This is a genomic window from Flavobacterium antarcticum DSM 19726, assembly GCF_000419685.1.
Classification (GTDB): Bacteria; Bacteroidota; Bacteroidia; order Flavobacteriales; family Flavobacteriaceae; genus Flavobacterium; species Flavobacterium antarcticum.
The window spans coordinates 22,558-36,913 of record NZ_ATTM01000003.1; the positions used below are offsets into that span (position 1 = coordinate 22,558).

General features: G+C 35.7%; 13 protein-coding genes and 1 tRNA gene. 3 read left to right on the forward strand and 11 right to left on the reverse strand.

What is annotated here, in order from left to right; translation table 11 throughout:
- Positions 1-123: 123 nt before the first annotated feature.
- Positions 124-492 (reverse strand): four helix bundle protein, encoded by a 369-nt coding sequence (locus tag YWA_RS0105370; protein ID WP_022827472.1) that lies wholly within the window; start codon positions 490-492, stop codon positions 124-126.
- 93 nt (positions 493-585) lie between these two features.
- Positions 586-1,140: a crossover junction endodeoxyribonuclease RuvC gene (ruvC, locus tag YWA_RS0105375; protein ID WP_022827473.1), complete on the reverse strand. Its 555-nt coding sequence runs from the start codon at positions 1,138-1,140 to the stop codon at positions 586-588.
- 95 nt (positions 1,141-1,235) lie between these two features.
- Between ruvC and YWA_RS0105380 the strand changes: the two genes are divergently transcribed.
- The gene (locus tag YWA_RS0105380) at positions 1,236-2,174 is read left to right on the forward strand and encodes a lysylphosphatidylglycerol synthase transmembrane domain-containing protein (protein WP_022827474.1); all 939 of its coding nucleotides are present in this window, start codon (positions 1,236-1,238) and stop codon (positions 2,172-2,174) included.
- A 10-nt stretch (positions 2,175-2,184) separates the two neighbouring features.
- The gene (locus tag YWA_RS0105385; RefSeq protein WP_022827475.1) at positions 2,185-3,297 is read left to right on the forward strand and encodes a glycosyltransferase family 2 protein; all 1,113 of its coding nucleotides are present in this window, start codon (positions 2,185-2,187) and stop codon (positions 3,295-3,297) included.
- 1 nt (position 3,298) lies between these two features.
- On the opposite strand, the gene YWA_RS0105390 is transcribed toward YWA_RS0105385, so the two are convergent.
- On the reverse strand, positions 3,299-3,784 hold the full coding sequence (locus YWA_RS0105390) for a hypothetical protein (RefSeq protein WP_022827476.1): 486 nt from the start codon (positions 3,782-3,784) through the stop codon (positions 3,299-3,301).
- Positions 3,785-3,832: 48 nt separating this feature from the next.
- Here YWA_RS0105390 and YWA_RS0105395 point away from each other — a divergent pair, with 48 nt between their 5' ends.
- Positions 3,833-4,330, forward strand: a complete 498-nt coding sequence (locus YWA_RS0105395; RefSeq protein WP_022827477.1) for a DUF456 domain-containing protein — start codon at positions 3,833-3,835, stop codon at positions 4,328-4,330.
- 74 nt (positions 4,331-4,404) lie between these two features.
- Here the strand turns inward: YWA_RS0105395 and YWA_RS0105400 are convergent, their stop codons facing one another.
- From YWA_RS0105400 to YWA_RS0105440, 8 genes are all read right to left on the reverse strand, one after another.
- Complete coding sequence (locus YWA_RS0105400; protein WP_022827478.1) at positions 4,405-4,968, reverse strand: DUF4494 domain-containing protein; 564 nt, start codon at positions 4,966-4,968, stop codon at positions 4,405-4,407.
- A gap of 372 nt (positions 4,969-5,340) precedes the next feature.
- A tRNA-Asp gene (locus YWA_RS0105405) sits at positions 5,341-5,414 on the reverse strand.
- A gap of 86 nt (positions 5,415-5,500) precedes the next feature.
- Positions 5,501-6,427, reverse strand: coding sequence for a DUF58 domain-containing protein (locus YWA_RS0105410; RefSeq protein WP_022827479.1), 927 nt, complete (start codon positions 6,425-6,427; stop codon positions 5,501-5,503).
- Between the two features lie 270 nt (positions 6,428-6,697).
- On the reverse strand, positions 6,698-7,015 hold the full coding sequence (gene trxA / locus YWA_RS0105420) for a thioredoxin (protein WP_022827480.1): 318 nt from the start codon (positions 7,013-7,015) through the stop codon (positions 6,698-6,700).
- Between the two features lie 105 nt (positions 7,016-7,120).
- On the reverse strand, positions 7,121-11,668 hold the full coding sequence (gene dnaE / locus YWA_RS0105425; protein ID WP_022827481.1) for a DNA polymerase III subunit alpha: 4,548 nt from the start codon (positions 11,666-11,668) through the stop codon (positions 7,121-7,123).
- 222 nt (positions 11,669-11,890) lie between these two features.
- Positions 11,891-12,295 (reverse strand): RNA recognition motif domain-containing protein, encoded by a 405-nt coding sequence (locus YWA_RS0105430; RefSeq protein ID WP_022827482.1) that lies wholly within the window; start codon positions 12,293-12,295, stop codon positions 11,891-11,893.
- 101 nt (positions 12,296-12,396) lie between these two features.
- A complete protein-coding gene (locus YWA_RS0105435; protein WP_022827483.1) occupies positions 12,397-13,611 on the reverse strand; it encodes a sensor histidine kinase in 1,215 nt (404 codons plus the stop codon).
- A 66-nt stretch (positions 13,612-13,677) separates the two neighbouring features.
- Positions 13,678-14,202: a DUF6252 family protein gene (locus YWA_RS0105440; RefSeq protein ID WP_157505306.1), complete on the reverse strand. Its 525-nt coding sequence runs from the start codon at positions 14,200-14,202 to the stop codon at positions 13,678-13,680.
- Positions 14,203-14,356 lie beyond the last annotated feature (154 nt).

Consider the following 14,356-nt stretch of genomic DNA (forward strand, 5'->3'; position numbering starts at 1 on the left):
GGTCAGTTTTAAGGAAAGTGTTCAAATAATAATCTTTACACACTGAACACTCAAAAACTGAACATTGACCAATCTTCCCGACTGACTACTAAATTGCTGACCACTGATCACTCTTATTGACCACTATTTCATTACTCCAAACTTCTCTGGGTTTAGTATCATATAATTTAATAATTTTCCAACTTCAAAACTTTCCGAAATTAATGAGTCGTAAGTATCTTTTGAAATATAATTGCAAGCGAATGCAAAATCCAACCACACTTGTGTTTCAGAATTTTCTCCGTCTGAATCAGTTAATTTACTATGAAAATGTTTCGGATAAATTCTTTTACGATATGCTTCTGCAATCGTAACGGGAACACTTCGCGAACTTCTCCGCACTTGATCCGTCAGTGAATAAATTTCTTCTTTTGGAAAAGACTTTGTAATTTCAAAAATTTTCATTGCCAAAGCAAATGATTTCTTATAAGCTAATAAATCTTGAAATATCATAATAAACTTTCTTTAATTTCAAAAACTGAATACTCAAAACCTGAACACTAAACACTTTTCCTAACTGACCACTCAAAAACTGACCACTGGCCACTACTTCTTAACTCTATCTTCGTTCTGTTTCACAAAAGAATCCCATCCGGAATAACTTTTCTCGCCAACTACTTTCCCACTATTAAAAAAGTGACAAACGGCAGCGGCTAAACCATCCGTTGAATCTAGATTTTTGGGTAATGTTTTTAAGCCTAAAAGTTGCTGCAGCATTTTAGCTACTTGTTCTTTTGACGCATTTCCGTTTCCGGTAATTGCCATTTTTATTTTCTTGGGTTCGTATTCTGTAATTGGAATTTGACGTGAAAGTCCCGCCGCCATTGCCACACCTTGGGCTCTTCCTAATTTCAACATAGATTGCACGTTTTTACCAAAAAAAGGCGCTTCAATCGCAATTTCGTCGGGATGATGTGTGTCAATTAATTCGATGGTACGTTCAAATATGACTTTCAACTTCATATAGTGGTCGTCGTATTTGTTCAGAATTAATTCGTTCAATTGCAGAAATTCCATCTTTTTATTGACGACTTTGATGAGTCCAAAACCCATGATTGTCGTTCCAGGGTCAATGCCTAATATGATGCGTTCGTTTGCCATTTAGTGGTCAGTGTTCAGTTTTTGAGTGTTCAGTAAAACGTAATGTTTTCAAAACCCTACAAGATTGTTTGTGGATTTTTTGTTCCTTTGCGGCAATGATTTCAATTCCTTACAAAGCTAAACAATTCCTCGTGTTTCTCGCGAAACTTTTAATCGTTGGCGGTGCTTTATATTTTATTTACAATCAACTCGTAAATAATGAAAAGCTGGACTGGAAACAGTTTTTGGAATTAGTAGACCGGAAAAAGTCGATTTTTGGAATTGCTTTTATTCTCTTCTTAAGTTTCTTGAACCGGTTTTTAGAAATTTTGAAATGGCAGAATTTAGCACAAAAACTCCAATCCATTTCTTTGCCAAAAGCTACTGAACAAGTTTTAGCGGCTTTAACTGCTGGACTTTTTACACCAAACGGAATTGGAGAATATGCAGGGAAAGCACTTTATTTCCCTAAAAAAGATGCGGGAGAAGTTATTTTTCTGAACTTGATTTGCAACGGCATTCAAATGATTTTGAGTATTCTTTTTGGAATTATTGGATTGTTGATTTTAGGATATTGGCTTTACGTTGGTATTTTAATTGGAGTTGTTTTTGGCATCAGTCTGATTTTATTTTTATTGAAAAAAATCACGATTAAAGGGTATTCACTTTCGCAGTTTTTTCAAAAAATCAATGCGTTACCAAAGAAGATGCATCGTAAAAACATCTTTTTAGCCGTAGTACGCTACTTGACTTTTTCGCATCAATATTACTTTTTATTTTTAGCTTTTGATGTGAATTTACCTTATTTCACGTTGATGGGAACGATTGCAGCAACCTACTTTATTGCGTCTTCTTTACCTACGTTTCAGTTTTTTGACTTTGCCGTGAAAGGTGGCGTCGCTGTTTGCTTTTTTGGACTTTTGGGCATTAACGAATGGATCGTGGTTTTTATCAGCATGTTGATGTGGTTTTTGAATATTGTTTTGCCCGTTTTGATTGGAAGTATTTACGTGTTCCGATTCAAACCTCGACTGCAGAAGACCGAAATTCCTTAAAATAAGAATTATGATTTACAGTATTGTTTTATTTTTCATCATGACTGTCTATGCTTTTTTTATTTTGCTTCTGGCAAAAGGAATTAAGAAAGTTCCTTATTTCACAACTGAATATCAAAGTCCACAAACAAAATTTACGGTAATTGTTCCTTTTAGAAATGAGGCTAAATTTTTGCCTGAATTACTGAATTCCATTTCTGAATTGAATTATCCAACTGATTTATTTGAAGTTATTTTAGTAGATGATGCTTCTAATGATGGATTTCAAATTGCCAATTATAATTTTGATTATACCGTTTTACAAAATATTCGTAAGTCGAATTCACCAAAGAAAGACGCAATTGAAACAGCAATTCATGAAGCAAAATACTCTTGGATTATTACAACAGACGCCGATTGTTTGGTTCCTGAAAATTGGCTCAAAACATTAGATTCTTTTATAAGAGAAAATGAAGTTGAAATGGTTGTTGGAGTCGTAAGTTATCAAACGAACGAAGATTTTCTGCACCATTTTCAGTTATTAGAAATGGTAAGTCTTCAAGGTGCAACTATTGGAAGTTTTGGAATTGCTCAACCTTTTATGTGTAATGGTGCTAATTTCGCTTACAGCAAAAACTTATTTCAAACGTTGAATGGCTTTGAAGATTCGAATCACATTGCAAGTGGTGACGATGTTTTTCTGTTGCAAAAAGCGTTGTATTCGAAGGATTTTGGAATTTCAAAAATAGGATATTTAAAAAGTCATGATTATTTAGTTTTGACGGATCCGTGTTTTACTTTGAAATCATTAATGCATCAACGGATTCGTTGGGCTTCAAAAGCGACTGCTTACAAAACTGTGTTCGCGAAAATTTTAGCGTTATCGGTTTTCTTGGGAAATCTATCCATTGTCTTTGGATTCATCTTCTGTCTCTTCGGAATAATTCCTTTTTGGGATTGGTATTTATTATTTGGCATAAAAATCAGTGTCGATTTTGTTTTGCAATACCAAACAGGAAAATTCATTCAACCACGACAGATTCGGTATTACTTATTGAGTACCTTACTTTATCCTTTTTTTAGTGTGGGAGTTGCTTTGCTTTCGTTTTGGGGAAAATATGAGTGGAAAGGGAGAATGAATTAAATTATTCTTGTTTCAAAATCACCGGAAGGATAAACTGCGTTTTCACCGGAATTCCGCGTTTCAAAGCGGGATTAATTCTAGGAAAATCTTTCAACTTTTCAGTAAGTAAGCTGTCGATTTTAATCTTGTCGTAAACCACCGAATCTTTCGGAAATTGCGGTTCGAAATCAATTGTCGCATCGGGAAAAACAGTCACTTTTACGGTAATCGTATCGATGTCAATTCCCGGAAACGGCAAAGTGTCTTGACTTAATTTTTGTTGGATTAGCGAAGTTAAATATTCAAAGAAGCATTGTTGGCGCTGCGTTTTATCTTCGATGTTTTCACACTCCACAATAGACGGATATTGGTCGACTTGATTCCAATCAATGGATTTTAATTCTTCTTGCAGCAAAATCTCTTTTGACGGAACAGGCTTGCGAAAATAATCGCAGGAAGTTCCGCAAATCAGTATGAGAATAAAAGCGATTATTTGTTTAAATTGCATGTGTGCCAAAGCCGTTTATAATTCCCAAATGTACTAAAATTAATTTTTATGGATTACGTCTTATTATCGATTGGTTTGATTTGTATAATTGTCGGAATTATCGGCAGTTTTCTTCCTGTTTTACCGGGAACTCCGTTGAGTTGGGTTGGCTTACTTTTAATAAGTTTGACTTCCGCCGTTTCGCTAAATTATTGGCTTCTATCAGTTACCGGACTAATCGTAATTGTCGTAACTTTTCTAGAATATTACATTCCGGCGAAAGGGACAAAGCATTTTGGCGGAAGCAAATATGGCATTTGGGGAACCAATATTGGAATCGTTGTTGGTTTACTAATTCCAATTCCTTTTGGCGTTATTTTCGGTCCTTTCATTGGCGCTTTTGTTGGTGAACTGATCAACAACTACAACAATCCAAAAGGCGCATTAAAAGCCGCTTTCGGTGCGTTTTTAGGTTTTCTCGCATCGACATTTATTAGCGTAATGATTAGCCTTATTTATTTGGGAATTTTTATCTATCTCTTTTGGAAAAATTACCAAAATTACTAATTAAAAATCCCGCTAAATTACCTTATTGAAAAAGTAGTTTAGCGGTATTATTATATTTTACAAAATTCAATATCTTAAATGGTGTCAGCCAATTCTTGTTCTTCAACTTCAATTAAATCTTCATCGCTTTCGCCTGCAGCAACTACTGAAGGTTTCGAAGCTTTCGTTGCGTTGAAACGTTCTACTTGTTCTAAATCGCCTTCTTCACCACTGAAATAAGGAAAAACATCCATAATAGGCGATTCCATAATCATCGGAATTGTATAATCTCCCATTGTGTTTTTCATCACTTCAACGGTATTGTCGAATGCTTCCTTAATATCATTCGCTTGAAGCAAAATGTGAATATTTGTTTTGCGTTCCTTCCCACTTTCTTCATCATACGCTACTAAAGCGATTTTGGATTTAAACCAACGGTCCGAATTTTCAAAAGGATGAATTTCAGCAAAACTCGCTACTTTAATAGTCGTGATTTTAAACTCTTCACTAATGTACGCCGACATTTCTTCGTTGATTCTACTTTCTGCTTCTGTATACGAAACAGCATCAACAAGATACGCTTCCGTTACAACTTTTTGGATTCCCGTTTCGTCTGTTTTTCTATATTTTACTTTGCATTCGTACCAAATTGCACTCATAATCATTTATTTTTTAGGAAGTCAAAGATAGATTTTAAAGAAAGTAAAAAGTGAGGTTTGTAGAAATAGATATCCACAATTTGGAATTATTTGTAAATTAGAAATAGAACTATTTTCCCAAAACATTGATTGTGTTGCCTCTGTAGGAGATCAACTTTTAATTATTATAATTTGAAAGGAAATTATAAGTGAGAAGCAAGTCTTTTTTAAAGTAAAAACTGCCCTAAAAACAAAAAAGCCATCCACAAAGTGGAAAGCTTTTCATCGGTCTAACTACTAAACCTACCCTTTCGGGTAAAACAACACAACTATTTTCGATGCTTTTATTGGGCAAAAAAGCACCTCATCTCTGAAGTGCTTTTCCCAATCTAGCGGTCTGGACGGGACTCGAACCCGCGACCCCATGCGTGACAGGCATGTATTCTAACCAACTGAACTACCAAACCTCTGCTCTATTGCGGTTGCAAATATACAACACATTTTGAGTTCTGCAAGCCTTTTTGAAAAATAATTTCAACTTTCTTCAATGAAATCAAGCAAAAGATTGTTTCTCAATTAAATAGGTGGTTAAAATTTTTTCGAAATTATCGCCAACATTCACCGGAACGTATCTGATCCGGTTCTGCATGCAAATCATTTCTATCTTCTTGAAGTACGCTTGCACCTCTTTCTCGTATAATTCCTTAATATTATCCGCAAAAATGTTGACTTCCTCATTTGTTTCTACGTCAATGAACTTCCTTGGACCGTTATCAAAATCGAAGTTGACCTCAGTTTGCTCGTCGATTACGTGAAACAAAACCACTTTGTGCTTGTTGTGTTTTAAATGCTGTAAAGCGTTAAAAAGCGCTTCTTCGTTGCCGTTTTGAAACATATCCGTAAAAAGTACAATCATCGAGCGACGGTGTATCTTTTCGGCAATTTGATGCAGGAAAGTTACAGTGTCGGTATGTTTGGTTTCTTTTTTATTTTCAATTAAGTTTTCTAGTTGGTTCAGCAACATTCGGTGGTGGCGGTCGCTTCCTTTTTCTGGTGCATAATATTCGTAGGTGTCGGAATAAATACTCAAACCAACGGCGTCGCGTTGTTTTTTAAGCAAATTCATTAATACGGCTGATGCCAAAACTGAAAAGCCAATTTTACTTTTATAAAAAGGTTCGTCAGATTTCAAAACGGGATATTGCATCGACGAAGAATTGTCTATAATAAGATGACAACGTAAATTGGTTTCTTCCTCGTAACGCTTTGTGTACAAACGGTCGGTTTTTGCGAATAATTTCCAATCAATGTGTTTGGTGCTTTCGCCGGCATTGTAGGTTTTATGTTCGGCAAATTCTGCTGAAAAACCATGAAACGGGCTTTTGTGCATTCCAGAAATGAAACCTTCTACAACTTGATTTGCCAAAAGTTCAAGGTGTTGAAACCTTGCGATATTTTCGAATTGTGATTCAATGTTCATCTTTTCTTCGTGTGTTTGCCAGATTGGCTCGAATCAAAGATATTGAAAAGATTGTAGATTTTGAAGAAGATTCCAAAAGTGCTGTAAAAACCTAACTAGCCGCGGCTGGAGCGAACATCCTTTTTTTATTAGTGGTGGCGATAGCCAGCGGTAATAAAAAAGATGTGGAAGGAAGACGGGAAAATGGAAACCTGAAAAAGCCCAAGCCATTCGCTCCAAAAAAAAAGGTTTGACTATTGCCAAACCTTAATTTATATTGAAATGCTCGATTTACAAAAGTGCATCGATTGCATCCGTGTATGCTTTTTTAGGAGAAACGCCCACTTGACGACCTACTACTTCACCGTTATGGAATACCAAAACAGTTGGAATATTTCTTACACCGTATTTTGCAGCAAACTCTTGGTTAGCGTCAACATCGATTTTTGCTACTACTGCTTTTCCTTCGTAATCAGTAGAAACTTCGTCGATAACTGGTCCAAGCATTTTACATGGTCCGCACCAAGCTGCCCAAAAATCTACTACTACTGGTTTGTCTGATTTCAATACTACTTCTTCGAAGTTCGCATCTGTTATTGTTAAAGCCATAATTTTTTTTTAGTTTATTAATAGACAAATTTACATCATTTATTTGAGTATTAAAACCGTTTTAAATTAGTTTTGGCTATTTGCGAATTGTTAAAATTGATGCTGCTAATTGAGTCGGAACGATAAGTCGAACTTTTCAAGTTGTTCCAAAAGTTCGTGACAAATGTTGACTTTTAGTTTTCTACTATTCATTGAAAGCTTTGTGAGTACTCGAATTTCCTCAATTTCAGTCGAAATATCAATTGGAACTTCCGCTTCAGTTTCTTCGTCATTTTCTAATTCTAATACGTCTTCTACCTCATTTTCATCGTCAGAAACTGCAATTGGAGCTGTTGAAATATTCTTTTTAACTAATGCTGTTTCGGTTTCTAAAATTTCGAAACTGACTTGATGGTCGCCTTGGTGCTCTTTAAAAACAGTAGTTAGATTTTCAATTAATTCAGGTTTCAATTTTTTAATATCTAAATCAATGATGATTTTCTTGGAAAAATTCGTCAAGACATCTTGCAATTGTTTTGCTTCTGTGAATTGGATTCGCGGCTCGGACTTCTTGCCTGTTTCCTTATTAATCCAACCTTCTTTTACCAGTACTTTTAGATAGGTAAAGTTGTTTTGAATTAAGAAATGTCGGAATTTCAAGTAATCTTCACCGAAGATTTTGAATTCAAAACTTTCATCGTAACCTTCTAAATTGAAGGACGCCCAACCTTTCCCGTTTTTTGCAACGCGGTGTTGCACGTTATTTATAATTCCCGCAAAAGTCAAACTCTTGCCTAAATGCTGGTCCAAATTTCGCAAAGCATCCAAATTTGAGTTACAGAAATATTTCATTTCAAATCTAAAATCATCTAATGGATGACCAGAAATATAAATTCCAACAACCTCTTTTTCTTTGGCCAATTTCTCCATTGTACTCCAATCTTCACAAGGAGGAACGATTGGTTCGGCAATTTGAACATCGCTTGCTTCGCCAAATAAACTTACTTGAGACGAGTTTTCATTCTCTTGAAATTTAGCTCCGTAACGAATTGCTTTTTCGTAAAAAGTTACATTATCACCGTCATCGTGATGAAAATATTGAGCTCTCGTTGTTCCTTCGAAAGTGTCAAAACCGCCTGCTAATGCTAGGTTTTCAATTGCTTTTTTATTTGCAGCGCGAAGATCAATTCGTTTCGCTAAATCAAAAATCGATTTGTATTTTCCATCTTTCCTGGTGTCGATAATGGTTTGAACTGCACCAGAACCCACACCTTTAATCGCACCCATTCCGAAACGAACTGCGTAATCATTATTTACAGTGAATTTATAATACGATTCGTTCACGCAAGGTCCGAGAACGTTCAATCCCATTCGCTTACATTCTTCCATAAAGAAGGAAACTTGCTTAATGTCGTTCATGTTATTTGACAAAACCGCAGCCATATATTCTGCCGGGAAATGTGCTTTTAAATACGCCGTTTGATACGCAATCCAAGCATAACAAGTCGAGTGTGACTTGTTAAACGCGTAACTTGCAAACGCTTCCCAGTCTTTCCAAATTTTCTCTAAAATTTTCGCATCGTGGCCTTTTGCTGAAGCTTGTTCGACGAATTTAGGCTTCATTTTATCCAAAACGTCTTTCTGCTTTTTACCCATTGCTTTACGCAAAACGTCGGCGTCACCTTTTGAGAATCCAGCTAACGATTGGGACAAAAGCATTACTTGCTCTTGATAAACCGTAATTCCGTAGGTTTCCCCAAGGTATTCTTCACAAGCATCTAAATCGTACTTAATCTCTTCTTCGCCGTTTTTTCTCCGAACGAAAGACGGAATATATTCAATAGGACCCGGACGATACAACGCGTTCATGGCAATTAAATCGCCAAAAACGGTTGGTTTCAAATCCTTCATGTATTTCTGCATTCCGGGCGATTCATATTGAAAGATTCCTACTGTTTCTCCACGTTGAAAGAGTTCGTAGGTTTCTTTATCGTCAATTGGAAATTCATCCGGATTCAGGTCAATATTATTTCTATACTTGACTAATTTGACTGTGTCTTTAATTAAAGTAAGGGTTTTCAAACCCAAGAAGTCCATTTTTAATAACCCCGCACTTTCTGCAACGGAGTTGTCAAATTGAGTTACAAATAATTCAGAATCCTTTGCAAGTGTCACGGGAACGAAGTTTGTAATATCCGAAGGAGTAATGATAACTCCACAGGCGTGAATTCCTGTATTTCGCATAGAACCTTCCAAAATTTTAGCTTGTTGAATGGTTTCTCCTGCTAAATCTCCCTCATTCGCAATCGCAATTAATTCTTTTATTCCTTCAAATTCATCCGAGCGTAAAGCTTTCTTGACGTCTTCTTCTTTCTCCGAAATAAAACGTGCAAGGTTCCATTTTGACGGCATCATTGCTGGAATTAACTTCGCAATTCTATCCGCTTCAAAAAGTGGTAAATCAAGCACTCGAGCCGTATCACGAATGGCTGATTTTGTTGCCATCTTACCATAAGTAATAATTTGAGCAACTTGTTTCTGACCGTATTTATTAATTACATAATCCATTACGCGACCTCGACCTTCATCATCAAAATCGATATCAATATCGGGCATCGACACACGGTCGGGATTTAAGAAACGCTCAAAAAGCAAATCGTATTTAATCGGGTCAATATTTGTAATCCATAAGCAATATGCCACCGCTGAACCTGCTGCAGAACCACGACCTGGGCCAACAGACACATCCATTCTTCTTGCTTCGGCAATGAAATCCTGAACAATCAAGAAATACCCAGGATAACCAGAATTCGAAATGGTAAGCAATTCAAAATCTAATCGTTCTTGAATTTCTGGAGTAATTGTTCCGTATCTTTTTTGGGCGCCAACCATTGTCAGGTGACGCAAATATGCATTTTCTCCTCTAACGCCGCCGTCCGCTTCATCTTCTGCAACAACAAATTCTTGAGGAATATCATATTTTGGAAGTAAAACATCTCGGTAAAGTGAGTAAATTTCAACTTTATCTACAATTTCTTGGATGTTGATAATCGCTTCGGGCAAATCAGAAAACAACTTTTTCATCTCGTCTTCCGATTTGAAATAGTATTCTTGATTTGGCAAACCGTAACGATAACCTCGTCCACGACCAATTGGCGTTGCTTGTTTCTCACCATCTTTTACACACAATAAAATATCGTGGGCATTCGCATCTTCTTTATTTAAGTAAAAGGTATTGTTTGTCGCAACAAGTTTTACATCGTGCTTTTTTGAAAATTCAATCAACGTTTTATTTACCCGATTTTCATCTTCTTGGCTGTGGCGCATAATTTCAAGATAGAAATCTTCTCCAAATTGCTGTTTCCACCAAATAACTGCGTCTTCAGCTTGGTTTTCACCAACGTTTAATATTTTACTTGAAATTTCGCCGTACAAATTTCCAGACAAAACCATAATGTCTTCTTTGTATTGCTCAATGATTTTTCGGTCAATTCTTGGCACATAATAAAATCCTTTGGTAAAAGCCAAAGAAGACATTTTTACTAAATTATGATAGCCTTTTTTGTTTTTAGCCAATAAAACAATCTGATATCCATTGTCTTTCTTGGACTTGTCTTCGTGATTTTCGCAGACATTAAATTCACAACCTACAATAGGCTTAATTTCAATATCTGTTGGTTCTTCACCTGCTGCAATGGAAGCTTCAATTTTAGATTTTGCTCCTTTATTGTGATTCATAACGGCACTCACAAAGTGAAAAGCACCCATCATGTTTCCCGTATCCGTCATCGCAACGGCGGGCATTTTAAATTTGGCTGCAGCCGAAACCATATTTGGAATTCCAATAGTCGATTGCAAAACGGAAAATTGCGTGTGATTGTGCAAGTGTGCAAATCGCGCTTCTTTTAAATCTTTTTTAGCAGATTCAGAAACTGTAATCTTAGTTCCACCCGATTCTAAAGCTTGCAGTTGCTGACGAATTTTATCCGAAGCAACTTTAAGGTTTATGTGTTTTAAGCCAATTAGCGGAATTTCCTGATTGTTCCGTTCCTGAAATTCTTTGAAATAGGAAAGCGGAACATCTAATTCTTCTTTTGTGAAAATTTCACGTCGAATCAATTCGAAGAAACAACGCGTCGTTGCTTCCACATCGGCAGTTGCATTGTGAGCTTCCGAAAATGGCTTGTTGAATAAATATTGATGTAATTCGGTTAAGGTTGGCAATTTAAATCTTCCACCTCGACCTCCAGACAGTTTTAATAAAGATGCGGTAACTTCCGTACAGGTATCTAAGATTTTCATCGAACTCATTTGAGAATCAACACCCATTCGGTGAAATTCAGCTCCCATAATATTGATGTCAAAACCTAAATTCTGACCAACAATAAATTTGGTTTTCGATAATGCAATATTGAATTTTGCTAAAACTTCAGCTAATGTTGCTCCTTGCGCTTCGGCTAATTCTGTGGATATTCCGTGAATTCGTTCAGCGTCATAAGGAATATTAAAACCTTCCGGTTTTACTAAATAATCTTGATGTTCGATGAGTTGACCCAAATCATCGTGTAATTGCCACGCGATCTGAATACACCGAGGCCAGTTATCTGAATCGGTAATTGGAGCGTCCCAACGTTTAGGCAATCCGGTAGTTTCCGTATCAAAGATTAAGTACATAGCTGATTTTTAGTAGTTTAATTTTCGCTTTTGGAGTGAAGCGAAGAATTCAAAATTACAGCTTTTTTACTCAAATCAAATGGGAAGTTATCAACAACAAAAAACCATTTCAAAATTGAAAAATCAATCTTAAAATGGTTCTTTATATATTTGATAAAAACAGTTACATCTACTAAAAGTACATTATTCTATTTTCGTCCGATATGTTGAAAAAAGATTGGTTTAGTAACCTCCTCTGTCTCCACCACTACGGTTATCTCCGCCACGGCTGTTACCTCCGTATCCACCACCGCCAGAATTGCGATCGTTTCCACCTCTGTAACCACCTTGACCTCCACCGCCACCGCGGTTTCCACCACCATTGAAGCTTCTTCTTTCTCCTTCTGGTTTTGGTTCTGATTTATTTACTACAATTGCACGTCCTTGAACAGTAGCTCCGTTCAATTCGTCAATCGCTTTTTGTGCGTCGTCATCATTTGGCATTTCAACAAAACCAAATCCTTTACTTCTTCCAGTAAATTTATCAGTAATAATTTTTACTGAATCTACAGCTCCATAAGCCTCGAAAGACTCTCTTAAATCTGCTTCCTCAATGCTGAAAGGAAGACTTCCTACGAAAATATTCATATGTACTATTATTATAATTCAAACAAATGTAATCTATTTTATTTTCATTTTAAAATGTATTTAAATATTTGTGAATACATTAGGAAAATTCAAGGATTGTTTTAGATAAAATCCTGCTTTGCAATTGTAAATTTAAAAGTAGTTCCTTCCCCTAAAACAGAAAATACTTGAATTTTACCTCCCAGTCCTTCCACAAGTTTTTTAACCGTAGAAAGTCCGATTCCAGTACCTTTTTTCCCAAAGCGATCTTCATTAGATACTACTTCAAAAATATCGAAAATTTTCTCTAAATTTTTAGCAGCAATACCCATTCCATTGTCGCTAACGGCAAAGGTGTAGTACTGATCGTCTTCTGAAAATTTAATTGTAATTTCAACTTGAGGCTTCTTATTGTACTTAATTGCATTGCCCATCAAATTTAGTAAAATCTGTTGTAGCGCTACTTTATTTACTGCAATTAAGGCATTTTCAAAATCTTTAACAAAATGATATTCCCCTCTATTATCTAATAATTCAATACACTGCTTAACCAACTTATCCAAATTAAACACACTGCGATTTTCGGTCAAAATATGATCACTTTTACTGTGTTCTAAAATTCCGTCCACTAATTCTCGGAGCGTTTGTGAAGAAGTATCTAACATTGTCATCATCATTTTTGCTTCATCATCTAATTCTGCCGAATATTGATGGAGTAAAATCTCTGTAAGACTGGATATATTGTTCAGCGGTGATTTAATATCGTGAGCGGCAACTCTTGCGAATTTCTCTAATTCTCTATTTCTGTTTTCCAAATCATTGGTAAGGCGCTCCAAAAGCATTTTACTTTTACGAAGTTCAAACAAACTTACCACTTGATTTGAAAGTGCTTTTAACGAACTCAATTGTTCGCTATCCAGTTCTTTTGGTTTATCGTCAATCACGCAAAGCGTTCCAAGCGCAAAACCTTCTGGACTTACTAAAGGCACACCTGTATAAAAAATAACATGCGGCTCACCCACAACCAATGGATTGTCTTGAAACCGCTCGTCTAAACGAGAATCTTTGATAGTGAAAATTTTATTAGGCTCCATTATGGCATGTCCACAAAATGAAATTCCTTTATCTGTTTCATTTACATCTAAACCTACTTTGGATTTAAACCACTGTCGCTTTTCGTCAATTAAACTGATCGATGAAATAGACGTACCGCAGATTTGCGAAGCGAGTTGCGTGATGTCGTCGTATTCCTTTTCTGGAAGTGTATCCAAAATGGAATATTCTTTTAAAGCTTTTAGCCGTAATGTTTCGTTTGAAGGAATTTCTGGAGTTTTCATATGCCAACAAATTTATAATTAATATAAAAAAAAGCCACTCTATTTAAGAATGGCTTAGCATTTTATTTATAATGCCGGAGCAAAAAAGATCGGAATTTCATGAAATTCACCATTTTGAAAATTTACTCTTTCAGCAACGTTGGGAATTTCACCTATATAAGGAGCGTCAAAACGAAATGTTCCTGAAATAGTTCCTGGTTTCTGAATAGGATCATTCGCAAGTGTTAATTTACCATTTGCTTGATCTTCAACATCTGTTGAATACAGTAAGGTCTGACCATTATTCACACTGGAATAAGTAGCAATTGCATTTGGATTATTACTTAAATCAAATGTAGTATCTTGAAAAAATGCAGCAGTTCCGTCTCCAGAAATCAAAACGGGATAAGCAGTCATGATTACTTTTTCAAAACCTTGAAAGCCTGATAAAACTAATGTACTATCTGAAGCTCTGTAAACAGCATTGTAATCTGAAGCTCTCCACATAAAATTATCTTTTCGTGCTTGAAAAGCGGGACTGTTAAAACTTACATCTTCTTCACATGAAGCTAAAACGCTTACAATCATTAATAACGCGACAATTTTTTTCATTTAAATATTCCTTTTATTAATTGGGACTCTATATTATAGATTACAAAAATAGTTTTTAAAACGAAATATGCTAAATATTTTATAATAAAATAAAAGGGAGCACCTATAAATAACAAATTTTACCAGCTTGGTGAAATTAATAATTACCAATAAA

Bases quoted from the DNA above. Each gene is read 5' to 3' on its own strand.
- YWA_RS0105430 (WP_022827482.1), bottom strand. From the start codon at position 12,295: ATGAATATTTTCGTAGGAAGTCTTCCTTTCAGCATTGAGGAAGCAGAT.
- YWA_RS0105440 (WP_157505306.1), bottom strand. From the start codon at position 14,202: ATGAAAAAAATTGTCGCGTTATTAATGATTGTAAGCGTTTTAGCTTCA.
- YWA_RS0105390 (WP_022827476.1), bottom strand. From the start codon at position 3,784: ATGCAATTTAAACAAATAATCGCTTTTATTCTCATACTGATTTGCGGA.
- ruvC (WP_022827473.1), bottom strand. From the start codon at position 1,140: ATGGCAAACGAACGCATCATATTAGGCATTGACCCTGGAACGACAATC.
- YWA_RS0105410 (WP_022827479.1), bottom strand. From the start codon at position 6,427: ATGAACATTGAATCACAATTCGAAAATATCGCAAGGTTTCAACACCTT.
- YWA_RS0105400 (WP_022827478.1), bottom strand. From the start codon at position 4,968: ATGAGTGCAATTTGGTACGAATGCAAAGTAAAATATAGAAAAACAGAC.
- YWA_RS0105370 (WP_022827472.1), bottom strand. From the start codon at position 492: ATGATATTTCAAGATTTATTAGCTTATAAGAAATCATTTGCTTTGGCA.
- YWA_RS0105435 (WP_022827483.1), bottom strand. From the start codon at position 13,611: ATGAAAACTCCAGAAATTCCTTCAAACGAAACATTACGGCTAAAAGCT.
- YWA_RS0105385 (WP_022827475.1), top strand. From the start codon at position 2,185: ATGATTTACAGTATTGTTTTATTTTTCATCATGACTGTCTATGCTTTT.
- dnaE (WP_022827481.1), bottom strand. From the start codon at position 11,668: ATGTACTTAATCTTTGATACGGAAACTACCGGATTGCCTAAACGTTGG.
- YWA_RS0105380 (WP_022827474.1), top strand. From the start codon at position 1,236: ATGATTTCAATTCCTTACAAAGCTAAACAATTCCTCGTGTTTCTCGCG.
- YWA_RS0105395 (WP_022827477.1), top strand. From the start codon at position 3,833: ATGGATTACGTCTTATTATCGATTGGTTTGATTTGTATAATTGTCGGA.
- trxA (WP_022827480.1), bottom strand. From the start codon at position 7,015: ATGGCTTTAACAATAACAGATGCGAACTTCGAAGAAGTAGTATTGAAA.